Raw genomic sequence first — 24125 nt, forward strand, 5'->3', positions numbered from 1 at the left:
GTGCGGGCCTTCGAGCCGCTCTGGTCGGCAGGCCGGGTACGCTGGGCGGCCTGATGATCGAACCTACTCCCGACCTCGTCGCACGGCTCCGCACCGCTGGCTGCGTGTTCGCCGAGGAAGAGGCCCGGCTGCTCGCCGAGACGGCCACCGCTGCCGAGCTCGACGCGCTCGTCGACCGCCGGGTCGCCGGGGAGCCGCTCGAACTCGTGCTGGGCTGGGCCGAGTTCCACTGGCTGCGGATCGCCGTCGAGCCGGGCGTCTTCGTGCCGAGGCGGCGCACCGAGTTCCTGGTCGAGCGTGCCGCCGCGCTCGCGCCGCCCAAGCCCGTGGTGCTCGACCTCTGCTGCGGCTCGGGCGCCCTCGGCGCCGCGCTGGCCGCGCTGCTCGACGGGGCCGAGGTGCACGCGGCCGATCTCGATCCGGCCGCCGTCCGGTGCGCCCGCCGCAACCTCGAGGGGGCGGGCGGCCGGGTGCACCGCGGGGACCTGTACGCCGCGCTGCCCGCGGCGCTGCGTGGTCGGGTGGACGTGCTGGTGGCCAACGTGCCCTACGTGCCCACCGGGGAGGTCGCGCTGCTGCCGGCCGAGGCGCGCGACCACGAGCCGCTTCTCGCCCTCGACGGCGGTGCCGACGGCCTCGCCGTGCTGCGGAGGGTCGCGGACGGCGCACCCGGGTGGTTGGCGCCCGGCGGTCATCTGCTGGTGGAGACCAGCGAACGTCAGGCGGCCGCGGCCCTCGCCGCCTTCGCCGCCGCCGGCCTCGCCGCCCGGCTCGACCACTCGCCCGACCACGAGGCCACCGTCGTCGTCGGCACGGCCTGACGGACCGTCGTCTGAGCGATTGGTTTCGGCCGTGTTCGGGTGGGGTCCGCTTCGGTTCGCGAGTGGCGTGGCATGAGTTCTCCTGGCCGGTTTCCGTCGGCCGACCGCGCCCAGTGAGGAAGGGCAGAGCCCCATGACGACACACCGGCCGTTCGCCGTGGGCGTCGCGTTGAGCGCCGCGCTGCTGACCCTGTTCGCCGACACCGCGGGCGCCGCCGCACACACCCCCGGCACCGGTCCATTGAACGACGCGTTCACGCGCGCCGCCGACGCCTACGGGGTGCCCCGCGACCTGCTGGTCGCGGTCGGATACGGCCAGACCCGGCTCGACGGCCACCAGGGGCGGCCCAGCCAGGCCGGCGGCTACGGCGTGATGCACCTGGTCGAGAACCCGGTCCAGCAGACCCTCGCGCTGGCCGCCGAGCTCACCGGCGCCGACCGCGAGGAGCTGCGTCGCGACCCGGCGGACAACATCATGGGCGCCGCCGCCGTGCTGCGTTCGTACGCGGACGGCCTCGGCCTCGACTCGGCCGAGCGGGCCGACCCCGGCGCCTGGTACCCGGTCGTCGCGCGCTACGGCGGCGGGGACGACGCCACGGCCGCCGGTTACGCGGACGCGGTCTACGGTCTGCTGACCGAGGGCATCGAGGCGCGTACCCCGACCGGCGAGACCGTGCTCGTCCACGGCCAGCCGGTGATCCCGGAGCGCGGCCGCTACGCCGCCCCCGAGGACCCGCTGGCCGACGCGGACGAGCCGGGGCCCGACTACCCGTCGGCCCGCTGGGTCCCGGCGCACGAGGAGAACTACGAGCCCGGCAGGACCTCGCCGGTCACCACCGTCGTGGTGCACGTCGCCCAGGGTTACTACGACGGCACCATCTCCTGGTTCCAGAACCCGGCGGCCCGGGTCAGCTCGCACTACGTGGTGCGGTCGAGCGACGGCGAGGTCACCCAGATGGTCAGGGACGCGGACACCGCCTGGCACGCCAAGTCGGCCAACGCCTCGTCGATCGGCATCGAGCACGAGGGCTTCATCGACGAGCCCGCCTGGTTCACCGAGACCATGTACCGCTCATCGGCCGCGCTCACCCGCTTCCTCTGCGACAGCTACGGCATCCCGCGCGACCGGGAGCACATCGTCGGGCACGTCGAGGTGCCGGGCAACGACCACACCGACCCCGGCCCCAACTGGGACTGGGACCACTACCTCGACCTGGTCAACGCCTCCTAGCCGCCGCGCACGCCGCCGTAGTCGGCGCCCACCGTCAGGGTCAGCACGCCCGGCGGCCCGGTGTCGTCCGGCTCGGTGGCCGCGCCCGGCAGCCGGGCGGCGAGCAGCTCGGCATGCTCGGCCAGGCCCTCCGGGTAGCCGATGACGGTGGTCGCGGCCTCGCCGTCCGCGTTACCCGTGCCCACCACCGTGAAGCCGGCGTCCCCCAACTGCTCCGCCACCTCGGCCGCCTGGCCGGTGACCCCGGTGCCGTTGAGCACCCGCACCTGGACATCGGAAGGCCGGGTGGCGGGCGACTCCTCGGCGGCGGCCGCCAGGTCGTCCTCGGTCATCCGCTCGTCCCGCGCCAGCGAGTCGAAGAGCAGGTCGGCCGACGGCTGGTCCCAGACCACGTTGGCGGTGTCCTCCGGGACGTCGAGTTCGCGCGGGTAGTTGGGCACGGTGAGGAAGGTCAGGTTCTCCTCCGGGATCCCCCGCAGGTCCTCGGCCAGGTCGTAGAGGGGGCGAAGACCGGCCAGTTCCGGGTCGGTGGTCAGCGAGCTCGTGACCGCGTCGAGGAAGTCGTAGAGCGCGGTCGGGTCGGTCAGCCTGGACCGCGCCTGCTCCGCGAGCGAGCGCATGAAGTCCTGCTGGCGGTCGATGCGGCCGATGTCGCTGCCGTCGCCGACGCTGTAGCGGACCCGGACGAAGCCGAGCGCGTCCTCGCCGTCCAGGGTCTGGCAGCCGGCCTCCAGGCCGACGTGGGCCTTGTCGTCCTGGATCGGCTCGTCGAGGCAGACGTCGACGCCGCCGAGCGCGTCGACCATGTCCTTGAAGCCGAGGAAGTCGAGCGAGATGAAGTTGTCGATGCGCAGCCCGGTGTTCTGCTCCAGGGTCCTGATGGTGCAGGCCGCCGCCCCGCCCACGTCGCCGTTCATGCCGCCGAGCGCGAAGGACTCGTTGATCTTGCCGTGGTGCGGCTCGGACCGCGTGCCGTCGCCCAGGTCGCAGGCGGGTATGGACACCCAGGAGTCCCGGGGGATGGAGACCACGGTGGCCCACTCGCGGTTCGCCGCGACGTGCACCACCAACATGGTGTCCGACCGCATGCCCTCGGCCTGGCCGTACGCCCCGTCCGTGCCCTCCCGGGTGTCGGAGCCGGCCACCAGGATGGTCATGGCGTCCGGGCTCAGGTCCTCAGGGCGGTCGTCGCCGAGCCGGTCCTCGATGTCGGCGGCCTGGATGTTGCCGTTGAGCTGGTGGTAGAGCCAGCCGAGGGCGCCGGTCGGCGCCAGGACCAGCAGGGCGAGACCCCCGGCGGTCCACAGCAGGATCCGCCCGCCCCTGCTCGGCGGCGCCGACCTCGCGCCCCTGCTTCGGTGTGTGCCGGCCACGCCGGTCCCCCCGTTCGGTGTCGGCCCCAGGCCCTGTCCTGGGTGGGTGGTGGATCAGGGGGCTGAAATCTACATCACTGTAGAAGATGGCCGTGACGCGGCCTCCTGGTCAGTACGATGAACCCCGGGACGGACGAGCGGAAGTGCGCGTACGCACACAGGCGAAGGGCGGCTGACGTGACGGCAGGAGACGCACGCGCGCGCCGGCGTGGACAGGGGGAGCTCGAGGCCCAGGTGCTCGCCGCCCTGCACGAGGCCGCCGCGCCGGTCACCGCCGCCTGGGTCCAGGAGCGGCTCGGCGGCGACCTCGCCTACACCACCGTCATGACGATCCTGTCCAGGCTCCTGGCCAAGCAGGCCGTGACCAGGGAGCGGACCGGCCGCTCCTTCGTCTGGTCGGCCGCCGCCGACGAGGCCGCGCTCGCCGCCCTGCGGATGCGGCGGGTCCTCGATCGCGAGTCGGACCGGGAGGCGGTGCTCGCCAGCTTCGTCACCGGCCTCTCCCCGGACGACGAGCGGCTGCTGCGGCTGCTGCTCGCCCAGGCCGGCGAGGAGCCCGAGGACTGACGCCGTGGGCCTGTTCGTTCTGCTGCCGCTCGTCCTGCCCGTCACCGCCTGGCCGATCGCCAGGCTCGCCGAACAGCACCTCCACCCGCGCCGGGCGACCTGGCTGCTGACCGGCGTCACCGCGGTGCTCGCGCTGTGCAGCACGCTCTGCGTGGCCCTCATCGCGGTCGTCGGCACCGCCGCCGTGCCGGGCAACCCGCTTCCCGACAGCTGGTCCGACCCCGAGGTGCGGGCCGCCGTCCCCTTCGACGACGTCATGGGCCGCGCCTCCATCCCGGCCCTGGTGGCGGTCGCCTGCGCCGCCGTCCTGACGCTCGGGCACCACCGCCGCGTCCGCCGCGCGGCGGAGCGGGCGCTGGTCGGCCTGCCGGACTCGTCGGTGGCCGTGCTGCCCGACGACACCGCCTACGCGTACGCCCTGCCGGGCCGCCGTGGGCGCGTGGTGGTCTCCACGGCGATGCTCGCTCGCCTCTCCGGCCGGGAGCGCCGGGCCCTCTTCGCGCACGAGCGCGCCCACCTCGCGCACCGCCACCACCGCTTCCTGCTCGTCGCGCAGCTCGCCGCCCGCGCCCACCCGTTCCTGCGGCCGCTGCGGACGGCCGTCGCCTACAGCGCGGAGCGGTGGGCCGACGAGGAGGCCGCGCGGTTCCTCGGCGACCGGCGCCTGATGGCGCGGGCCGTGGGCCGCGCCGCGCTGGTCAGCGGCCCCACCCCGACCCCGACCTTCGCGGCGCTGGCCGCGCCTGGTCCCGTGCCGCGGCGGGTCGCGGCGCTGCTCGGCCCGGTGCCGCCGGCGGCCGGCTGGCCGCCGGCGTACACGCCGGCCGGTCTTGCCGCGTGGGTCGCTGCGGGCGGGGCCGCGGCGTCGGCCCTCTCCTCGCTGAACGCGGCGGTGGCGCTGACGCTGATCCTGCACGCGGCTCTCTGAGCCACGACCGGGTTTCCCTCCACCCGCCTTCTCGCGCGGCGACACTGCTGGCTCCCGCTCAGACGGTGGTGCGGAAGGCGCGCCGGTGAGCCGAGGGCGGGGTCTTCATGGATCGAGTGGAGTGGTGCCGGAAGGTCACCGGGCTGTCGAAGCCGACGGCCGCGCCGATCTCCTCGATCGACATCCCGCTGTGCTCGAGCGGCGGCGGGCTGGCCTGGATCCGCTGGCTGATGACCCGGCGGGGGCGGGCTGGTCCCGGTCTGCCGGTTGAAGTGCCGGACGAAGGTGCGGGGCGCGAGGCGGGCCTGGCGGGCCAGGTCGGCTACGGTGATCGAATCGGCGAGGCGGTCGTGGTGCTCAACCCGGACGCGGTGCGTGGCGCGCGGTACCTGCGCAAGGTCGCGCTGCGGCTGGCCTCCAGGACGCGGTACGTGTCGGCGAGGTTCGTCGCGCTTTTGAGGGCGACCTGTGGTCGCGCGACGCCCGGCACGCCAACGCGATGGCGGCCCGGCTGGCGACGGCCGTCGCCGTGGTGCTGCCCGACGTCGAGATCGTCCGGCCGCACCGACGCCGATCGGGGGCGGGCCCTGCGTAGTTGCGTATCTGCGTATCTGTGCGCATAGGCGGTATAGTGCCGTCCCGTGACGACGACAGCGGCGACTGGGACCGAAGAGAAGACGCCTCGCCCGGCACCCGCCGTGCCACGTGCGGGCACGCGGATGTGGGAGTTGGCCGAGATCCGCTGGGCCGCCGCGGCGACGGCGTTGTTCGGGTGCGGGTTGGTGGCCGATCTGGCCGGCGGGCCACGGTGGCTGGCGTGGACGTTGTATCTGACGTGCTACGTGGCCGGCGGCTGGGAGCCGCTGATGGCGGGGCTCGGCGCCCTGCGCGAGCGGACGCTGGACGTCGACCTGCTGATGATCGTGGCCGCCGTGGGGGCCGCGTCCATCGGGCAGGTGCTGGACGGTGGGCTGCTGATCGTCATCTTCGCGACGTCCGGCGCCCTCGAGGCGTTCGCCACCCAGCGCACCGCGGACTCCGTGCGCGGCCTGCTCGACCTCGCGCCCGAACACGCCACCAGGCTCGGCCCGGACGGGACCGAGGAGACGGCGCCCGCCGCGGAGCTCGTCGTGGGAGACGAGATCCTGGTCAGGCCGGGGGAGCGGGTCGGCGCCGACGGCGAGGTCGTGGACGGGGCGAGCGACGTCGACCAGGCGACCATCACCGGCGAGCCGCTGCCGGTGCCGAAGCTGCCGGGGGACGAGGTGTACGCCGGCACCCTCAACGGCGGCGGGGCGCTGCGGGTGCGCGTCAGCCGGCCGGCGGCCGACTCCGTGGTGGCCCGGATCGTGGCCATGGTGCGGGAGGCGAGCGACACCAAGGCCCCCACCCAGCTGTTCATCGAGAAGGTGGAGCAGCGCTACTCGGCCGGCGTGGTCGTCGCCACGCTGCTGGTGTTCACCATCCCCTTCCTGCTCCTCGACCAGGGCTTCGAGGACGCGCTGCTGCGCGCCATGACCTTCATGATCGTCGCCTCGCCCTGCGCCGTGGTGCTGGCCACCATGCCGCCGCTGCTGTCCGCCATCGCCAACGCCGGTCGACACGGCGTGCTGGTCAAGTCGGCCGTGGTCATGGAGCGGCTCGGCGACACCGAGCGGGTCGCCTTCGACAAGACCGGCACGCTCACCGAGGGCAGCCCGCGCGTCAGCGAGCTGCGCCCGCTGCCCGGCGTGGCGCTGACCGAGGCGGAGATCCTGCGGCTGGCCGCCGGCGCCGAGCACCGCTCCGAGCACCCGCTGGCCCGTGCCGTGGTCGCCGCGGCGGCGGACCGCGGCATCGAACCCGGCGGCCCGGTGGAGGACTTCGCCTCGACCCCGGGCCGGGGCGTCACCGCGCGCGTCGAGGGCCGGCTGGTCGAGGTCGGCGCGGCGGGCACCGGCGGCGAGCGCGAGCTGGTCGCGCCGGGCAGCACGGCCGTCCTGGTGCGCGTCGACGGCGAGCCGGTGGCCGTGCTCGGCATCACCGACCGGCTGCGCCCGGACGCCGCCGAGGCGGTGCGGGCCGTCGCCGCCCTGACCGCGGCGCCGCCGGTGCTGCTCACCGGGGACAACGCCGACGCCGCCGCGCGGGTGGCCGGCGAGGTCGGCATCACCGAGGTGCGGTCCCGTCTGCTGCCGCAGGACAAGGTGGGCGCGGTGCGCGAGTTCCAGGCGGCCGGGCAGCGCACCCTGGTGGTCGGCGACGGCGTCAACGACGCGCCCGCCATGGCTGCCGCGCACCTCGGCGTCGCGATGGGCCGGGCCGGCTCCGACCTCGCCCTGGAGACGGCGGACGCCGTCGTCGTCCGGGACGAGCTGACCGCCGTGCCGGCCGTGATCGCGCTGGCCCGCAGGGCCCGCCGGGTGGTCGTCGCCAACCTGGCGATCGCCGGCACCTTCATCACCGTGCTGGTGCTCTGGGACCTGATCGGCACCCTGCCGCTGCCGCTCGGCGTCGCCGGGCACGAGGGGTCCACCGTGCTGGTCGGCCTGAACGGGCTCCGGTTGCTGCGCACGGCCGCCTGGCGCGGGGGCCGCGGCGATAGCATGTAGCCATGCACGCGGGTATCGAGGGGTTTCACGTACCGGAGCCCGAGGTCGTCGACCAGGCGACCGAGCTGCTGCGGATCCTCAGCGACCCCACCCGGCTCCGGCTGCTGTACGCGCTCTCCCAGGGGGAGACGAACGTGGCCTGCCTGGCGGAGATCGTCGGCGCCAATCCGGCGGCGGTCAGCCAGCACCTGTCGAAGCTGCGGCTCTCGGGCGCCGTCCGGGCGCGCCGGCAGGGCACGTTCATGTACTACACGGTGGCCGACCCGGCGATCCACACGGTGCTGCGCGCGGTGCTCGGCGCCACCGCTCCGGCCCCCGCCGAGGCGACCCCTTCCTGACGTCCACGCCGCACGCCGAGGGCCTGCCAGCAGGAACTCGCGGGCGACGCCCACCGAGACGGCGGGCCCGCGCGGAGCGCGGGCAACCGGGTAACCGGGCGCCGCTCAGGCGCAGTTGCGTTCCAGCTCGGCCACTCCCTCGCGTACCCCGTCGTCGGGATGGTCGGCCAACTTCCGTAGTGTCGGGAGCAGTTCGCGCAGCAGGTCGAGCTGGTCATCGGCCGCCTCGCTGCGGCCACGCCGGACGCTGGCGAGGTCGGCGAGCAGCCGCGTCAGCCGCCCCCTGACCGGGGTCCACCCCCTGACCACCAGCATGGTCAGCAGCGGCGCCGCGCCCAGGGCGGCGGTGGCGCCGTGCCCGTGCACCAGCAGCTCGTGCAGCCGCTCCGCCGCGCGGGCCGCCACGGTCTCGTCGTCCCAGCCGGCCCGCAGGATCTGGGACGGCACCTCGTGGGCCGGTCCCCTGTTGCACCGGAGCCGGTCCCAGGGGAAGCGGTCGGCCTGCTCCTTGACCTGCCGCAGCACCCACAGCTCCACGGGGTCGAGACACAGCGCGGCCCAGCCGGACGCGCCGCCGCGCACCCACAGCACGCCGTCGGCGGTGAGGCGGAGCTCTTCGACGCCGGTGCCCAGCGGCAGGTCGGCCGCGACGTCGGAGCAGCCGGTGCCGAGGTCCCACACCCGCACCAGGCCGTCGGCCCAGGCGGCGGCCAGCGCCGGCCCCGAGTCGGGCAGCACCGCGGCGGCCAGGGCGGTCACCGCCGTGCCGCGCCGGTCGAACGGCCCGGCCGCCGGCCGGTCATCGGTCCGCCAGATCCGCAGTACGCCGGCCGCGTCGCCGCTCACCACGAGTTCCTCGTGCGGTCCCGGGCGCAGGCAGGTGACGGCGGTGACCGGGGCCCGGTGCAGGCCTTCGCTCACCTCACGTCGTCGGCCGCCAGGACCGGCGGCGCCGACGCGGACGTGCACCACGCCGTCGGCGTCGCCCACGACGACCACCCCGCCGTCCTCGTCGGCCGCGTGGGCCGTGACGTTCGGCAGGTCGGCCGACCGGGACGCCGCCGGCCCCGGCGGCTCGGCGCCGACGGACGTCACACGCCAGCGCTCCCGCGCGTCCTCGTCGCCGACGGCGAACGCCGCCGGCGGCAGGTCGAGCAGGCGGTCGGGGCGCTCCTCCGGCGGGCTCACCGAGAGGTCGGCGCCGGCCGGCGCCAGGATGGCCAGGGCCGCCTCGACCGCCTGCCGTGTCCGGCCGTTGACGATCAGCGGCCAGTCGACGTAGTCGCCCCGGCCGTGCCGGATGACCACGTCGGGGCCGCCGTACAGGACGGCGTCGGAGCCGAGTTCGTGCCAGGGCGGCAGGCCCAGGTCGGGGTACGAGGCGCGCAGCCGGTCGAGGACGGCCGGGTCCCGCTCCAGGTTCCCGTGGGTCAGGCAGGCGGTGAACCCGAAGTGGCCGGGCAGCCGTTCCAGGGCCAGGTGCAGCAGGAACTCGGAGAGCGACGCCGCCTGCGGCAGCCACTCGTCGTCGCCCGTCCTGACCAGGACCCGCGGATCGTCATGCGCGGCCTCGGCGGCCGGGTAGCCCCACTGGTTGCAGTACTCGTACTCGGACATGAACACGCACACCCGGCCGTCCCCGTCCGGCAGCGGCCCGTCCTCAGGGAGCGGGGGCCACTGGGTGTGCACCCAGTAGAGACGCGGGCGGTACGCGAAGGAGTTGACCGGTGACCGCCACCACTCGGTGAGCGCCGCGGGCACCGGCAGCGAAAGATCGGAAACCACGTCGACGTTCTCGCCGTCCCCCGGGCCCCAGACCGGCTCGCCACCGGGATCGACGTAGCCCCACTCGCGCTGCACCTCGTCGAGCAGCGCCCAGCGCCGTCCGGGGTCGGCGAGGACCGCCTGCCGCGCCGCCCGCAGCCGGTCCGCGAACCGCCCGTAGTCGATCACCTGTGCCACTCGTGCATCGTAGGCCCCACGCGCGGAGCCCGGATGTCAGTACTAGGCGTCGGTCAACAGCCGCAACGTGGCGTCGAGGTGGGCGTCGACCGCGGCGAGCAGCCGGCGCTCGGTGCCGTCCCGCAGGAGCTCGACGAGCGTGCCGTGCTCGGCGGCCAGCTCCGCCGGCCGCCGGCCGGCGCCCGACCTGGTGGCCAGGCCGATGCGGGTCTCTGCGGCGAGGGTGGCGAACATCCGGGAGAGCCGCGGGCTTTCGGCGGAGTCCACCAGGATCGTGGAAGGCGAGGTCGAGCTCCACGACCCTGGCCCAGCGCTCGCCCTCAGCCCGGTCAAGAACTTGGCTCGCCCATAGGCGGGTCGCGGCGACTCCCCCGCCCCTCGGAGGGTGTGGCGGCGGGGTTCAGTCAATGGCCCCGTTACCTCTCTTCGGGGTGGCACTGGACGCAGGGGGCCACGCGGCAGCCAGTCGCGCCCCACTGCCATCAACGCCCTTCCGACCGAGTCAACGAGCTCGGTCCCTTCAGCGCCGAGAAGTTGACGTCCAGCCCACCTCCTTTCTGAGACGGGGGCCTACAGGCCGAGCAGTGCGGGCAGTTCAGTCAGCGCCGTGATCTCGGTGTAGCCGTAGTAGGGGGTGCTCGGCTCGTAACTCCGATTCAGGTAGATCTTGTTGGTGATCCGCAGGTCGTGGGCCGGGATCAGGTCGTAGCGCAGGCTGGACGAGACGTGCAACAGCTCGCCCGGCGCGCAGCCGAGTTGGGCGAACATGTACTCGAAGGCGGCGAGGCGGGGCTTGTAGGCGCGGGCCTGCTGGGCGGTGAGCACGGCGTGGAAGGGGGCGCCGAGCTTGGCCACGTTGTGGACGATCTGGTCGTCGGCCGCGTTGGAGAGGATTACCAGCGGGAAGGCCTCGGCCAGCTTCGCCAGCGCCTCAGGCACGTCGGGGTGCGGGCCCCAGGTGGGCACCGCGTCCACGATGGTCAGGCCGTCGGAGTCCCGGTAGGGGAGGTCCCACAGCACGGTCGCCCGCCTGAGGGCGCTGGTGACGACCTCGGGGTAGGGCTGGTAGGCGCCGAGCACCTCGTCGATCCGGTAGGCCTCGAAGTCGTCGAGGAAGTCCTCCATCCGTTCCTCGGGTATCCGGTCCGCGTACAGGCCGCGGGTGACGGCGGACATTTGGAAGTGGGTCAGAGTGCCGTAGCAGTCGAAGGTGATGAACTTGGGGCGGAAGTCGATCAACGGTCTTCCTCTCTGACTTGCTGAACGTCGGACTGTCTGAGTGTCTGACTCTATGAGCGGTGCGGGCGGGCATGGTCGGTCGGGCGGCTCAGCCGCCGGCAAGCGCCAGCTCGGCGGTCAGCGTGTAGTAGGGGTGCAGCGCGTAGCCGGTGACGCCGGCGTGGGCCACGGTCTCGGTCTCGTGCACCAGGAAGACGTTGACGGCCTGCTCGTGGAGGTCGGCCGCCAGCAGGGCGTAGAGCGCGTAGCGCGCGTCCCGGTCGGCCGTGGAGCGGCCTGGGCGATCAGCTCGTCCACCTCGGGGTCGCATAGCTGGGTGAGGGGGAAGCCGCCGTCGCAGGAGTGCGGGTCGGCGAAGCCGGTGCCCTCGGTGTAGACGGTCAGGGTGAGGTCGAGCGAGCCGGGGTCGACCCCGGCCTCGTCGAACAGCGCGGCCGCGGGGGCGGCGGCCACCGGTTCGGCGCCGGCCGGCGCGAACGGCTCGTCGGGCGCGAAGGGGCCGACGGCCGGCCGCGCGGCGCCGGGGTAGACCGCGTCGCTGATCTCCGCGGTGTCGATGGCGGCCTGGACGGCGCGCCGCACCCGCTCGTCGTCGAAGGGCGCGCGGGCGTTGTTGAGGATCAGCTGCGTGTGTGGGACAGCTCGGCGGTCTCCACGGTGACGCCGTCCAGCTCCTGGAGCGCGTGGAAGCTGGTGATGGGCGTCCTGCGGGAGATCTGGGCCTCGCCGGTCTGGATCTGGGTGGTCCGCAGCGTGGCGTCGGTGACGAACCGCACCTCGCCGCCCCCGTAGGAGGCGTTGCGCTCCAGGCGCACCGACCGCCGCGGCACCTCTCGACGATTGGTGAAGGGACCGGTGCAGGTGGCCTGCGGGGCGGTGGCTGACTCGCCGTAGGCGCCAGGCGCCAGCACCTCGGCGTTGGGGGTGGAGAGCCGCGCGGGCCTCAGAGGGTCGGGCTCGGCGGTGGTGATCCGCAACGTGTCCTCGTCGACGGCCGTCACCCCGGTCACCGTGTCCGGCGAGAACGCCGAGGCGGCCAGCATCGGCTCGATCGAGCCGTCGGCCGCGCCGCACCAGCGTCTCGAGACGGCCGACCATGGAGAGCACGAACGCGTCGTTGGTCTCCAACGCTCAACCGGCCGCCGGCCCGAAGGGCTCGTCGATCACGATGGAGCGCTCGCCCCCGGCGCCATCGCCCCCCACCGGCGCTTCCCATGCCGCAGGCTCCGCGCACCGGGGCCAGTATCACCATTCCGCAGGTCACAGCGCTTTTCGACCGCCCCGGTGCTCGCGGAGGCCGTCGAAGGACGGGCGAACACCGAGGCGATCCCGTGCTGAACTGCGGTTCCGTCGCCGAGCGCTGGCGCTGGCGCTGGATCAGACGAACTCGCTCTTGTAGAAGACCGTCGCCTGCCGCAGACCACGCGAGTTCGAATGGAAGCCGAAGGCCAACCGGGGCGCGCCCGAGACGATCCAGACGGCCATCCCCTGCGGCTCACGCCCGGCCAGCGACTGGCCGGCGTCGGTGACGAACCGGTCCACCACGGTCGACTGGCCCTCGTCGTTGAGGTCAACGGCGGTCAGGTGGGCGTCGCCGCCCACCGCCCCCTCCAGCAGGTACACGTACCGGCCGCAGCCGGCGAACCCCTGGAACGGGTGGTCGGCGCCCCAGGCGCCGCGCGACGGCAGGGCGCGCTCGGCCAGCCGGTGCGCGCTGCCGAGCCGCCCGGCGCGCGCGTCGTCGAGGTCGAACACCACGATCCTCGGCGTGTCCGCGGCCACCTTGAAGCGCACCAGCAAACGGTTGGTCCACGGATCGATGGCCGGCTGCGGCTCGATCATCGGGCCGCCGACCGCCGGCGTGCGGTCCTGGATCGAGGGGTCGTCCGCGGCCAGCGTCGCCCCGTTGGCGAACCGGAACCGGCCGATCCTGGTGCCGTATCCGTCCAGCCCGGTGCGCCACTCCGTCCACAGGTACGCCTCGCCCCGGTAGGGCTCCACGCCGATCTGCACGCCGTGCCCGAAGCCGCGCAGCCGCATCGCCCCCAGCTGGTTCCCCGTGACGTCGGTCCTGGTCACCCACAGGTCGCCGACGCGGGCGGGGTCGGTGTTGGTCGAGTCGTACTGGACGAAGTAGATCTGCTGCCGGTCGTTGTCATAGGCGAACGACTGCAGCACCCAGTTGGCGTGCAGCGAGCGGCGCCAGAACGGGTTGCCGCCGGCCCCCTCGAACCGGAACCGGGGCGAGTCGGGAACGCCCGCCGCCGCCCGGCTCGCGCTGAGCATCCCCGTCGACCCGAGCAGCGCGGTGGCGGCGAGCAGCCCGCCGCCGGCCCGGTGGAATCGCCGACGACTGAGGATGGCGGGGCGCGACGGGGACAACGCGACTCCATGATATCGGTTGGGTAACGGTCAAGTCCCCATCTGATCACGGAAGTCACCTCGTTCACAAGGCTCACAGGGGGAGGTCGGGCGCCGCGGCCGCCCGCGCGCGGCTCAGCCGGCGACCGGCGAGGCCGCCGCCACCCGGCGGGCCTTGCGCCGCGTGACCAGCAGCCCCGTCAACGACAGCGCCCAGAACGGGTACTGCACCAACCACGCGAGCCGGAACGCGTCGAAGGTGTACCCGCCCGCCGCGTCCAGCACCGCGCCCATCGACACCAGCACCGCGAGCGAGGCCGTGAAGCCGCCCAGGTTCACCATGCTCTGCGCCACGCCGAGCTGGCCCGCCGGATTGGTCGTCCTGGCGATGTCGAAGCCCACCACGGAGCCGGGGCCGCCCGCGGAGAGCACCACGATCAACACCACGAGCAGCCAGAACGGCGCCCGCGTCGGCAGCGCGAGCAGCACCGTCCACACCGCCACCGTCGCGCCGAGCACCCCGAGCAGCAGCCAGGAGCGGCGCATCGGATGGCGCGTGGTCAACACCCCGAGCACCGGCCCGATGGCGATGGTGCCCAGCACGAACAGGGTCAGCAGCCCGCTGGCCGCGGACGCCGAGAGGCCCTGCGCGGACACCAGGTACGGCACGCCCCACAGCAGCGAGAACGCCATCATCGAGAACTGGGTCGCCATGTGGCCGAAGAAGCCGAGCCGGGTGCCGGGGCGACGCCAGATCTCGCCCAACTGCCCGAGGACGGCCCGCGCCGGTACGCCCCCGCGCGCCGGCCGCGACCCGGGCGGCGCGTCCCGCAGCACGGCGAGCGCGAGCATCGCGCCCAGCAGGCTCAGGCTCGCGGCCGAGCCGAAGGCCACGGACCAGCCGGCCGCGCGCAGCAGCGCGAGGAACGGCAGCGCGGACAGGATCTGCCCCAACTGGCCGAGGATCGTGGTCAGCTGGGTCACCAGCGGCACCCGGTGGGCCGGGAACCAGCGCGGCAGCAGCGCGAGCACCGACACGAACATCAGCCCGTCGCCCATGCCGACGACGACCCGGGCCAGGATCGCGGTGGTCAGGTCGCCCGCGAAGGCCAGCAGGAACTGCCCTGCCGCCGCGACCGTGCCGCTGACGCAGACCGTCACCCGCGCGCCCCACCTGTCCACCAGCAGGCCGGCCGGTATCTGCATCGACACGTAGACGATGACCTGCACGAAGACGAAGGTGGACAGCTGGGTGGGGGAGACCGCGAAGTGCTCGGCGGCCTCGAGGCCCGAGACCCCGAGCGTCGTCCGCTGCATGATGGAGAACACGTAGGCCAGCACGCCGACGGCCCAGATGGCGTAGGAACGCCGGGTGGGGAGGGTGGCTCCGGCCGATCTCTCCCCGATCCGCTCCGCCGTCCCAGCCCGCACCCTCTCCACGGTCGTCAAGGATGCAAGCAGGCCTCGGCGGCGACCAAATCGACGGCGGGCGTCGTGACCGATCTCACCGGATATCGGAGGATGGGCACGTGCCGATCGGGGGCGTACCGCGCGTTTGGCCGGCCGTCGGCGCCGGGCGCCATGATGGGGACCATGACCCCAGTGACGCCAGCGGCGGAAGCGCCCGTTCTGATGGTTCTCAACGGCCCCAACCTCAACCTGCTCGGCACCCGGCAGCCCGAGATCTACGGCGCCGACACCCTGGCCGACGTGGAGCGGCTGTGCGGCGAGACAGCGGCCAGGCACGGCGCGACCGTCGACTGCCGGCAGAGCAACCACGAGGGCCAACTCGTCGACTGGATCCACGAGGCGCGCCAGAGCCACGCCGCCATCGTCATCAACCCCGCCGCCTACTCGCACACCTCGGTCGCGCTGCTCGACGCGCTGGCCACCTGCGACGGGCTACCCGTCATCGAGGTGCACATCTCCAACATCCACCGCCGCGAGCCGTTCCGCCACCACTCCTACGTCTCCGCGGCCGCCACCGCCGTCATCGCCGGCTGCGGCGTCCACGGCTACGCCCTCGCCGTCGAGCACGCCTGCCGGCTGCTGACCACTGGCTGACCTGCCGTGCCGTCAGGAAACGGGGCGGCCCCTGACGCCGCCGGGAGCTGTACCATCGGCGGACCTCGCCTGGCGTCCCGCTGATGGCAGCCGTGCATGGCGGAACTCGCGCGCCTGGCGATACCGTTTCCATAGGTATGAGCGGAATTGCGACCTTCGCTGGCCTGCTCCTGACGGCGCGATGGTGAGGATGAGCGGGATGGAAGGACCGGGCGTCGGCGTCCCCGCGGCGGACACCGTCTCGGCGGCGGTGGACGGCGGCGGTGTCATCCGGGCCTGGAGCCCGGGCGCCGAGCGGCTGCTCGGGCACGCCGCCACCGACGTCGTCGGCCGGCCGGCCGGCATCCTGCTCGACCAGGCCCCGCCACCCGGCGCGCCGGGCCCCGAAGGCTGGCGCGGCACGCTGCGGCTGCGGCACCGCGAGGGGCACGTCATCGAGGCCGAGGTCGCGGCCAGCCCGATCCAGGACGGCGGCGACGAGCCACGCTGGCTGCTGCTCGCCACCGCGGCGCGGCCGAGCGCCGATCAGTTGACGCTGCTCGGCTGGGCCCACGAGCAGGCCGGCGAGTCGCTGGCGCTCTACGACCCCGAGGGCCGTCTCATCTGGGGAAACGCCACGGTCCGGGGCCACATCGGGCTGAGCGCCGAGGAGATGAGCGGCCCTCCGCTCGACCGGCTCTTCGCCCCGGGCGGCGACCACGCGGAGAGCCGCTTCGCCCAGCCGAGCTCCCGCGAAGGCGAGGCCATCAGGGAGTACGTCGAGCGGATACGCCGCGTGGCACGCGAGGGCAGCCACGCTCGATTCGAGACCACCATCGTCACCGCGGACCGGAGGGAGCCCGTCGACTGGTCGGTCAGCCTCTCCCCGGTCCGTGACCCGGCTTCGGGGGTCATCCGGGCCGTCTACGCCGTGGGCACGGACATCACGGAGCAGGTCCGCGCCCGCGAGCGTCTCGTACTGCTCAAGGAGGCCGGCGACCGCATCGGCGGCACCCTCGACGTCACCGCCACCGCCCAGGAGCTCGCCGACACGCTCGCGCCCCACCTCTGCGACCTGGCCATCGTCGACCTGCTGCCGCAGGTGGCCACCGGCGGCGAGCCCACCGCGGCCGCCGAGCGCGGCGGCCACACCATGCACCGCGCCGCCCAGCGCTCCATCCGCGAGGGCGTCCCGGAGGCCGCGCTGTCGGTCGGCCGGCTCGAGCGGTACCCGGAGTACTCACCGCCCGCCCGCGCCCTGGCCACCGGCAGCGCGGTGCTCAGCGACCTCGGCGATCCCGACTTCGAGCGCTGGCTGCACGAGGACCCCGTGCGCCACGCCCGCACCGAGGCCTACGGCTTCCACACCATGATGACCGTCCCGCTGCGCGCCCGAGGCATCGTGCTCGGCATCGCCCGGCTGCTGCGGGCGCGCCCCGAGCCGTTCGTCGGCGACGACCTGCTGCTCGCCGAGGAGCTGTGCGCCCGCGCCGCCGTCAGCATCGACAACGCCCGCCACTACGCCAGGGAACGCGGCACCGCCCTGGCGCTCCAGCGCAGCCTGCTGCCCCGTCAGCTCCAGGGCCAGATCGCGGTGGACGTCGCCTCCCGCTACCGGCCGGCCGCCGGGCGGATGGGAGTCGGCGGCGACTGGTTCGACGTCGTGCCGCTCTCCGGCACTCGGGTCGCCCTGGTCATCGGGGACGTGGTCGGCCACGGCGTGCACGCCTCGGCCACCATGGGCCGGCTGCGCACCGCCGTGCGCACCCTGGCCGACGTCGACCTGCCGCCCGACGAGCTGCTCACCCATCTGGACGACCTCGTCTCGCACCTCGCCGAGCAGGAGGAGGCCGCCGACCCGTCAGCGGCGGCCATCGGCGAGGTCGGCGCCACCTGCCTGTACGCGGTCTACGACCCGGTCTCGCGGATCTGCGCCATGGCGAGCGCCGGCCACCCGCCGCCCGTCATCACCGGGCCAGACGGCACCGCCGTCCCGGTCGACATCAGCCCGGGGCCGCCGCTCGGCGTCGGCGGCCTGCCCTTCGAGGCCACCCAGGTGGTGCTGCCCGAGGGCAGCCTGGTCGCGCTCAGCACCAACGGCCTCATCGCCCCGCGCGGCCGGGCCATCGAGCAGGGGCAGCGGCTGCTGCACGAGGCGCTGGCCGAGCCGGCCGGCAGCTTGGACGAGATCTGCGACCGCGCCCTGGGCGAGCTGCTGCCCGAGCGGCAGACCGACGACGCGGCGCTGCTGCTGGCCAGGACCAGGGCGCTCGACGCGCGGCACGTCGTGACACTCGACCTGGCGGCCGAGCCGGCGCTGGTCGCCACCGCGCGCAAGGCCGCCGCCGACCAACTGGTCGCCTGGGACCTCACCGAGGCCGCGTTCGTCACCGAGCTGGTGGTCAGCGAGCTGGTGACCAACGCCATCCGACACGCCGAACCCCCCATTCAGCTACGGCTGTTGCGCGGCGAGACCTCGTTGATCATCGAGGTCTCCGACGGCAGCGGCACCGCTCCGCACCTGCGCCGGGCCCGCACCTACGACGAGGGCGGGCGCGGCCTGCTGCTGGTCGCCCAGCTCACCCAGCAGTGGGGCACCCGGCAGACCGCGAGCGGCAAGACCATCTGGGCCGAGCAGCAGCTCCCCGGCGGCCAGGGCTAAACCACGTCGTCGCCGGCCGTGGGCCGAGCCGCGGCCAGCCGGGACCGCCAGGACAGGCCCTAGTCGACCGGCGGCGCCGCGCGTTCCACCAGGTGCCAGACCCGCTCGACGGAGTCCAGGGCGCGCGCCTCGTCGGCGAGCGCCAAGCAGTCGGCGTGCCGCAGCCCGCGCACCCTGGCCCGCACCGCGTCCAGCGCGCCGGGCGTCACCGACAGCACGTCGCAGCCGAGCCCGACGAGCAGCGGTACGAGCAGCGGATCGGCAGCGGCGTCGCCGCAGACCGAGACCGGCCGCCCGTGCCGGCGTCCGGCCTCTGCCACCTCGCCGATGGCCCGCAGCACCGTCGGGTGGGCGGCGAGCGCCGGGGTGGCCGCCGGGTCCCTGCGGTCCACGCCGAGCAGCTGGCACGTCAGATCGTTGCTGCCGATGGAGAGGAACGCCGCCTCGCGGGCCAGTTCGTCGACCGAGGCCACCGCCTCGGCCAGCTCCACCATCACGCCGAGCGGCGGCGCCGCCACGCCGAGCTCGGCGGCGGCCGCGTTGAGCAGCTCGTGACAGGCGGCGAGCTCCCGGGGCGAGGCCACCATCGGGATCATGATCCGCAGGTCGGCACCGGCGGCGCCGGCGGCGGCCAGCAGCGCCCTGAACTGGTCGGCGAACGCCTCGGGCGCGGCCAGCATCAGCGGCAGCCCACGCCCGATGTGGCCGCCGGGGTTGTTCGCCGCGAGGAACGGCGGCAGCTTGTCGTCGGCGAAGTCCAGCGTGCGCACCACCACCGGCCGGCCGGCGAGCGCCCGCAACACCGGCGCCACGGCGGCCACGTGCTGCTCGCGGCTCGGCCAGGCCGCGGCGTCGAGGAACGGCAGCTCGGTGCGGAGCAGGCCGACGCCCTCCGCGTTGGCCGCCAGGGCGCCTCGCGCGTCGTCGGCGGTGGCCACGTTGGCGCGCAGCACCATCGGGTGGCCGTCCACCGTCTCCGCCGGCAGGTGCCGGCCGGCGGCCAGCGCGGCGCGCCGCTCGCGCGCCGTGGCGAGCGCGGCCAGCGCGGCGGCCCGCTCGTCGGCGGCCGGGTGGGCGGTGGCCGCCGGGGTGCCGTTGGTCCCGCCGTCGACCAGGATCTCGAGGCCGTCGGGGAGGTCGAGCAGCCCGGGGTCGGCGGCGAGCAGCAGCGGGATGCCGAGCGAGCGGGCGACGATGGCGGCGTGCGAGTTCGGGCCGCCGGCGAGGGTGACGGCCGCGCCGACGGTGCGGCCCGGCTCGAGCAGGTCGGCGGCGCCGATCTCCCGGGCCGCGAGCACCAGCGGGCCGTCAGGCGCGTCCGACTCGGGCGCGCGCTCGCCGGCAAGCCAGGCCAGCGCCCGGCGGCCCACCTGCCGGATGTCGGCGGCGCGCTCCGCGAGCACCGGGTCGTCGAGCGCGGCCATCGCGTCGGCGTACCGGGTGACGGTCTCGTCGAGCGCCCTGGCCGGCGGTAGGCCGGCGGCGGCCAGGGCCACGGCGCCGGCCCGCAACTCCGGGTCGCCGGCGATCTGGCCGCCGACCTCCATGATGTCGGCCTGTTCGGGGCGCCCCTGGCCGCGCAGCGTCTCGGCGAGCGCGGCCAGCCGCGCGGCGACCGCGTCGAGCGCGGCGCCGATCAGCGCCTCGGGGTCGCCGGCGGGGGCGGCGTCGAGGTCGAGCGGGCGGTCGGTGCGCAGCAGCCGGCCGAGGCCGATGCCGGGCGCGGCGGCCTGTCCTGGGAAGCGCAGGGGGGCGGTGGTGGCGGTCATCGCGTGGTCTCCGATCGGGCGGCCGCGTCCGCCAGGGCGCGGAAGAGCAGGGCCGTCGAGGCGGCGCCCGGGTCCTGGTGGCCGACGCTGCGCGGGCCCAGGTAGGCGGCCCGGCCGCGCCTGGCCTGCAGCGGTGTGGTGTCGCGCGCGCCGCGCTCGGCGGCCTCGGCCGCGGCGTCGGCGGCGGCCGCGAGGTCGTCGCCGGCCGCGGTGCGGTGTGCGAACGCGTCCACGGCGGGCGCGAAGGCGTCGATCATGGTCTTGTCGCCGGGCGCAGCGGCGCCCAGCTCGCGGGCCGCGTCCAGCGCCTCGGCGAGCGCCGTGGCCAGGTCGGTGCCCGGGGTGGCGAGCGCGCGGCCGAGCGCCCGGAAGGCGCTGCCGTAGAGCGGGCCGGCCGCCCCGCCCACGCCGCTGACCAGGAGGTGGCCGGTGGCGGTCAGCAGGTCGGCGGCCGAGGCCGGCGGCCGGTCGTCGAGGGCGACGAGCACCGCGGCGAAGCCGCGGCGCATGTTGGCGCCGTGGTCGGCGTCGCCGATGGCCGAGTCGAGCTGCGTGAGCCGCTCCTCGTGCTCGGTCACGGCCGCGGCGACGGCCCGCACCCAGGACAGTGCGAGATCGGTGTCCACGGGGTCTCCCAACTCCCTAGGCGCCGGGCTCCGCAGAGGCCCGAAGAGGGTTCGTCATCGCTGAACGTTGATCGGAAGTTAAGCACGCGTTCCGGGCGTGTCAAGCGGCGGGCGTCGGTGTCGGCACGGTGGGCGGCGCGCTCGGGCCCCGCCCCTGGCCGGGACCGGGCGCGCGGGCGGCGCCGCGCGGGGCGCCGAGATCGCGCGAGAGGTTGCGCGCCGTCTCGCGCACCGCCACCGCGAGCTCCTGCCTGGCCGGCTCGGCGAGCAGCCGCTCGACCGGGCCCACCACGCCGATCGCGCCGGCCACCTCGCCGCCGCGCCCGAACACCGGGGCGGCGATCCCGGCGTCGCCGAGCGCCGACTCCTGGTCCTCGAGCGTGTAGCCGGTGGTCAGCGCCGTGTCGAGCTGGGCGCGCAGCGCCTCCGGGTCGGTCAGGCTGGCCCCGGTGAGCACCCCGAGCTGTCCCGCGAGCAGCCGCTCGCGCGCCTCATCCGGGGCCCAGGCCACCATCGCCTTGCCCAGGGCGCAGGTGTTCCACGGGATGCTGGCGCCGACCTCCAGTATCTGCACGGCGCCGGCCGGCCGGAACGCGTGGTGCACCACCAGGACGTGGTCACCGGTGAGCACGGCCACCCACACGGCCTCGCCGGCCCGTGAGGCCAGCAGGTCGGCCCAGGTCAGCGAACGGGTGCGCAGCTCCTGGGTGTCCAGGTAGGCGTTGCCGAGCAGCAGCAGGTCGGGGCCGAGCAGGTACTTGGAGCTCTCCCGGTCCTGGGTGACCATGCCCTCGGCCTCCAGCGTGCGCAGCAGCGCGTGCGCCGTGGGCTTGGCGACGCCGAGGCGGTCGGCGAGCTCGGTGACGCCGAGCCTGGGTCCCGCCGTGGCCAGTTCCCGCAGGATCTGGACCGCCCGCCGCACCGCCTGGACCATGGCCACTCCCTCGTTCCCCTGAGTCCGCACGTGTTCCGTGGGCGTTCAGTATTGCTGAATGACGTTCCGGTATCTACCATCGGCGTTCATGGGCGCACCCGTCGGCATGGTACTCGCGCCGCCCACGGGGTCGACCTCCCGTCCTCAGCACGCAGCCCCAAGGAGGCACGCCGTGTCGGCACGTTTCGAGACCACCGTGGTCCTGCCAGCCAACCTGCACGCCCGCCCCGCCGGCCAGCTCACCAAGGCCGCCGCCGGCTTCCAGAGCACCGTCGAGCTCGACCACGCCGGCCGCACCGTCAACGCGGCCAGCGTGCTGGGCGTCATGGGCCTTGGCGCCACCGCCGGCGCCTCCATCACGGTCCGCGCCACCGGTGAGGACGCCGACGAGGCCGGCAAGGCGATAGCGGAGATCCTCGCGACCGCCGAGTGACCGCCTCGGTGGCCGGGACCGGTCAGGGCTGGCCCTGCCGCCAGCCCAGCTTGATGAGCAGGTTCCTGGCGTCCTCGGCCACCTTCTCATCGGCCACCACGTCGTAGCGGGCCGCCACGATCTGGCTGCGCGAGGAGAAGTCCCGACGCCCCCTGCCGACGGCGTGCGAGACGAAGCCGAAGATCGCGCCGAAGACGAGGCCGTAGACCAGCCCGGCCGCGATCAGCACCAGCACGTGGTGCTCGTTGGCGCTGAACGCCGTCAGGAAGAGGCCGACCAGCAGGCCGAACCAGGCGCCGGTGGCCATCCCGGCCAGCGTCGCTCGGGCCAGGGTGAGCCGGCCGAGCACGGTCTCCACCATCCGCAGGTCGTTGCCGATGATCGCGGTGTGCTCCACCGGGAAGTGGTTGTCGGAGAGGAAGTCGACCGCGTGCTGCGCGCCCTCGTAGTTCGGGTACGTGCCGACGACCGGCCGGTCGACCGCCGGAGGCTGGGTCATGGCGGGCTCCCTTCCTGGCTCACCCCACCAGCGTGCGACCGCCCCCGCGCCCCCGCAACGCGAGCCCCGACCGGGACCCGGACGGCCGGTGGCCTCGGACCTGTCTGACAACCCCCCGGCGGGCTTACGACGCGCCCTCAGCCATGGGCCCCCGGACGGACTCCGGGGGAGGCTGGGAGGTACCCCCAGGCATCCCGGCTGGCGGCGTTGCCCCACGCCGCGGAGCGGCATATCGACGCTGCGCGCGAGTACGGCCAAGTGCGAGCTGCGCGGTGTCCGACCTGTCGCTCCGCGACGTGGAGCGCGTTGCCAGCGAATGGGGGCACCTCCCAGCCGCCAGGCTGGGGGAGCTATCCGCCGCTCGCTGATCCACCGGGGGGTGTCAGACAGGCCCTAGGATGGGCCGCGTGACATGGCAGCGATACCCCCACCCGGCATGGCGCGTGCCGCGCTGGGCCGCAGGGCCGCTGACCGTGTTCGCCCTGCTCGCCGGCCTCGTCGCGATGCACGGCATCGGCCCCTGGCCGGCCGTCCCCGCCGCCCCGACACACCAGTCGGAGATGGCCGCAGCCGACGGCATGTCGGTCACGGCCGAGCGGCTCTGTCACGGCTCCGGCGGTCATCCGGAGCACGCCGACCCGGCCTGCGCCGCGGCCGCCGTGGGTGGCGCGCCCGGGCCGCAGGCGCCCGAGCTTTCGCCGCTCGCGGTCGCAGACGCCACCCGGGCCGGCGTTCCCGGTCCCGGACCGGCCCACGACCTGGGCGGCCGGGCCCCGCCCTCGCTCAACCAGCTGCAACTCCTCCGCATATAAGGGCGCTCCCGGCGGCCACTCCGGCCGCCGGGTCTGGCATGCCCTTTCCCACGCATTCGCACAGGAGTTGCACCACCATGACCGCACACCGTTCCCCCCTGCGTGCCCGGCTGCGGCGCGCCGCGGCCCTGTCCGTCGCCGGCCTGGCGGCCACCGTCGTCCTCGTCGCCTGTGGCGACGAGGACGGTTCGGACGCCGGCCACTCCGCCGGCCACGACCGAAGCGAGAGCCGGTCGCCGTCGGCCGAGCCGACGGAGTCCGGGCAGTCCGAGTCCGAGCCGGGAGCCGAGTGGAACGACGCCGACGTGGCGTTCGCCCAGGGGATGATCCCGCACCACCGCCAAGCTGTGGAGATGGCCGAGCTCGCCGCCTCCCGCGCCGAGTCGGCCGAGGTCGTCGGCCTGGCCGAGGCGATCGAGGCCGCCCAGGCGCCCGAGATCGCGACGCTCAGTGAGTGGCTGACCGGCTGGGGCGAGGACGTCCCGGCGGAGGACGAGGACCACTCGGGCCACGACATGGCCGGGATGATGTCGCCCGACGACATGACCGCCCTTGAGCAGTCGAGCGGCGCCGAGTTCGACGCGGCGTTCCTGCGGATGATGATCGAGCACCACGAGGGCGCGGTCGAGATGGCCGAGACCGAGCGGGCCAACGGGGCCTACCAGCCCGCGCTCGACATGGCCGGGGAGATCATCGCCACCCAGAGCGACGAGATCACCCGCATGAACGAGCTGATCGACGCGGCGTAGCGCGTAGCGCTGCGCGCTGCGCTGCACGACGGCGGCGCTGCGCGTCGGGTTGCGGCACTGGGCGCGAGGGGGCGGGCGACAGCCGGGCCCGCGGCGGCTCCGCCGCCGGACGCCCCGGTGCCGGGGCGCTCCGCGCGGTGTCCCGCCCTCTCACGCCTTCTGCGGGGCTGGGCGCCGGGTTTCCGCC

Annotated in this window: 22 protein-coding genes and 2 pseudogenes; 12 read left to right on the plus strand and 12 right to left on the minus strand. The window is 74.6% G+C overall.

Annotated elements, in window-relative coordinates:
• Window positions 1-53 precede the first annotated feature (53 nt).
• Entirely contained in the window at window positions 54-821 is a 768-nt protein-coding gene (locus E1265_RS13945) for a putative protein N(5)-glutamine methyltransferase (RefSeq protein WP_132930621.1), read from the plus strand.
• Between the two features lie 133 nt (window positions 822-954).
• A pseudogene (locus E1265_RS13950) lies at window positions 955-2040 on the plus strand (N-acetylmuramoyl-L-alanine amidase); the annotation flags it as partial.
• Between the two features lie 8 nt (window positions 2041-2048).
• Here E1265_RS13950 and E1265_RS13955 read toward each other — a convergent pair.
• Window positions 2049-3425 (minus strand): LCP family protein, encoded by a 1377-nt coding sequence (locus tag E1265_RS13955; RefSeq protein WP_207931066.1) that lies wholly within the window; start codon window positions 3423-3425, stop codon window positions 2049-2051.
• Between the two features lie 177 nt (window positions 3426-3602).
• Between E1265_RS13955 and E1265_RS13960 the strand changes: the two genes are divergently transcribed.
• The 5 genes and pseudogenes from E1265_RS13960 to E1265_RS13980 all read left to right on the plus strand — a co-directional run bounded on the left by E1265_RS13960 (window position 3603) and on the right by E1265_RS13980 (window position 7849).
• Window positions 3603-3992, plus strand: a complete 390-nt coding sequence (locus E1265_RS13960; protein ID WP_243740766.1) for a BlaI/MecI/CopY family transcriptional regulator — start codon at window positions 3603-3605, stop codon at window positions 3990-3992.
• 4 nt (window positions 3993-3996) lie between these two features.
• Complete coding sequence (locus tag E1265_RS13965; RefSeq protein ID WP_132930624.1) at window positions 3997-4920, plus strand: M56 family metallopeptidase; 924 nt, start codon at window positions 3997-3999, stop codon at window positions 4918-4920.
• 338 nt (window positions 4921-5258) lie between these two features.
• A pseudogene (locus E1265_RS38985) lies at window positions 5259-5437 on the plus strand (threonine aldolase); the annotation flags it as partial.
• A gap of 202 nt (window positions 5438-5639) precedes the next feature.
• Window positions 5640-7511, plus strand: a complete 1872-nt coding sequence (locus E1265_RS13975; protein ID WP_132930638.1) for a heavy metal translocating P-type ATPase — start codon at window positions 5640-5642, stop codon at window positions 7509-7511.
• A gap of 2 nt (window positions 7512-7513) precedes the next feature.
• Complete coding sequence (locus E1265_RS13980; RefSeq protein ID WP_132930625.1) at window positions 7514-7849, plus strand: metalloregulator ArsR/SmtB family transcription factor; 336 nt, start codon at window positions 7514-7516, stop codon at window positions 7847-7849.
• 105 nt (window positions 7850-7954) lie between these two features.
• Here E1265_RS13980 and E1265_RS37010 read toward each other — a convergent pair whose 3' ends face one another.
• The 7 genes from E1265_RS37010 to E1265_RS14015 form a co-directional block, all read right to left on the minus strand.
• Entirely contained in the window at window positions 7955-9811 is a 1857-nt protein-coding gene (locus E1265_RS37010) for a hypothetical protein (RefSeq protein ID WP_165953746.1), read from the minus strand.
• 42 nt (window positions 9812-9853) lie between these two features.
• Window positions 9854-10078, minus strand: coding sequence for an FCD domain-containing protein (locus tag E1265_RS13995; RefSeq protein WP_132930626.1), 225 nt, complete (start codon window positions 10076-10078; stop codon window positions 9854-9856).
• Between the two features lie 303 nt (window positions 10079-10381).
• Window positions 10382-11050 (minus strand): haloacid dehalogenase type II, encoded by a 669-nt coding sequence (locus E1265_RS14000; protein WP_132930627.1) that lies wholly within the window; start codon window positions 11048-11050, stop codon window positions 10382-10384.
• A gap of 88 nt (window positions 11051-11138) precedes the next feature.
• Window positions 11139-11360, minus strand: a complete 222-nt coding sequence (locus E1265_RS38990; protein ID WP_243740768.1) for a hypothetical protein — start codon at window positions 11358-11360, stop codon at window positions 11139-11141.
• A 310-nt stretch (window positions 11361-11670) separates the two neighbouring features.
• Window positions 11671-12093 (minus strand): ABC transporter substrate-binding protein, encoded by a 423-nt coding sequence (locus E1265_RS38995; RefSeq protein ID WP_243740769.1) that lies wholly within the window; start codon window positions 12091-12093, stop codon window positions 11671-11673.
• 334 nt (window positions 12094-12427) lie between these two features.
• The gene (locus E1265_RS14010) at window positions 12428-13432 is read right to left on the minus strand and encodes a hypothetical protein (protein WP_243740770.1); all 1005 of its coding nucleotides are present in this window, start codon (window positions 13430-13432) and stop codon (window positions 12428-12430) included.
• Between the two features lie 114 nt (window positions 13433-13546).
• Window positions 13547-14842 carry an MFS transporter gene (locus E1265_RS14015; protein WP_207931068.1) on the minus strand — a complete coding sequence of 432 codons (1296 nt, stop codon included), beginning with the start codon at window positions 14840-14842 and terminating at the stop codon, window positions 13547-13549.
• A 162-nt stretch (window positions 14843-15004) separates the two neighbouring features.
• Between E1265_RS14015 and aroQ the strand changes: the two genes are divergently transcribed.
• Together aroQ and E1265_RS14025 are read left to right on the plus strand one after the other, a co-directional pair.
• Window positions 15005-15475: a type II 3-dehydroquinate dehydratase gene (gene aroQ / locus E1265_RS14020; protein WP_132930629.1), complete on the plus strand. Its 471-nt coding sequence runs from the start codon at window positions 15005-15007 to the stop codon at window positions 15473-15475.
• A 199-nt stretch (window positions 15476-15674) separates the two neighbouring features.
• Window positions 15675-18116, plus strand: a complete 2442-nt coding sequence (locus E1265_RS14025) for a SpoIIE family protein phosphatase (RefSeq protein ID WP_132930630.1) — start codon at window positions 15675-15677, stop codon at window positions 18114-18116.
• Between the two features lie 59 nt (window positions 18117-18175).
• On the opposite strand, the gene E1265_RS14030 is transcribed toward E1265_RS14025, so the two are convergent.
• The 3 genes from E1265_RS14030 to E1265_RS14040 all read right to left on the minus strand — a co-directional run bounded on the left by E1265_RS14030 (window position 18176) and on the right by E1265_RS14040 (window position 21445).
• Window positions 18176-19885 (minus strand): putative PEP-binding protein, encoded by a 1710-nt coding sequence (locus tag E1265_RS14030; protein ID WP_132930631.1) that lies wholly within the window; start codon window positions 19883-19885, stop codon window positions 18176-18178.
• Window positions 19882-20493 (minus strand): dihydroxyacetone kinase subunit DhaL, encoded by a 612-nt coding sequence (dhaL, locus tag E1265_RS14035; RefSeq protein ID WP_243740771.1) that lies wholly within the window; start codon window positions 20491-20493, stop codon window positions 19882-19884. The genes E1265_RS14030 and dhaL overlap by 4 nt, the downstream gene beginning before the upstream one ends.
• Before the next feature lie 118 nt (window positions 20494-20611).
• The gene (locus E1265_RS14040; RefSeq protein ID WP_132930633.1) at window positions 20612-21445 is read right to left on the minus strand and encodes an IclR family transcriptional regulator; all 834 of its coding nucleotides are present in this window, start codon (window positions 21443-21445) and stop codon (window positions 20612-20614) included.
• 172 nt (window positions 21446-21617) lie between these two features.
• On the opposite strand from E1265_RS14040, the gene E1265_RS14045 reads away from it, so the two are divergent.
• Window positions 21618-21878 (plus strand): HPr family phosphocarrier protein, encoded by a 261-nt coding sequence (locus E1265_RS14045; protein WP_207931070.1) that lies wholly within the window; start codon window positions 21618-21620, stop codon window positions 21876-21878.
• A 22-nt stretch (window positions 21879-21900) separates the two neighbouring features.
• On the opposite strand, the gene E1265_RS14050 is transcribed toward E1265_RS14045, so the two are convergent.
• Complete coding sequence (locus E1265_RS14050) at window positions 21901-22377, minus strand: general stress protein (RefSeq protein WP_132930634.1); 477 nt, start codon at window positions 22375-22377, stop codon at window positions 21901-21903.
• A 407-nt stretch (window positions 22378-22784) separates the two neighbouring features.
• Here E1265_RS14050 and E1265_RS14055 point away from each other — a divergent pair, with 407 nt between their 5' ends.
• A complete protein-coding gene (locus E1265_RS14055) occupies window positions 22785-23189 on the plus strand; it encodes a DUF6153 family protein (RefSeq protein WP_132930635.1) in 405 nt (134 codons plus the stop codon).
• 77 nt (window positions 23190-23266) lie between these two features.
• Window positions 23267-23938, plus strand: coding sequence for a DUF305 domain-containing protein (locus tag E1265_RS14060; protein ID WP_132930636.1), 672 nt, complete (start codon window positions 23267-23269; stop codon window positions 23936-23938).
• Window positions 23939-24125: the final 187 nt, after the last annotated feature.

It is taken from the genome of Streptomyces sp. 8K308 (assembly GCF_004348315.1).
Classification (GTDB): domain Bacteria; phylum Actinomycetota; class Actinomycetes; order Streptomycetales; family Streptomycetaceae; genus Streptomyces.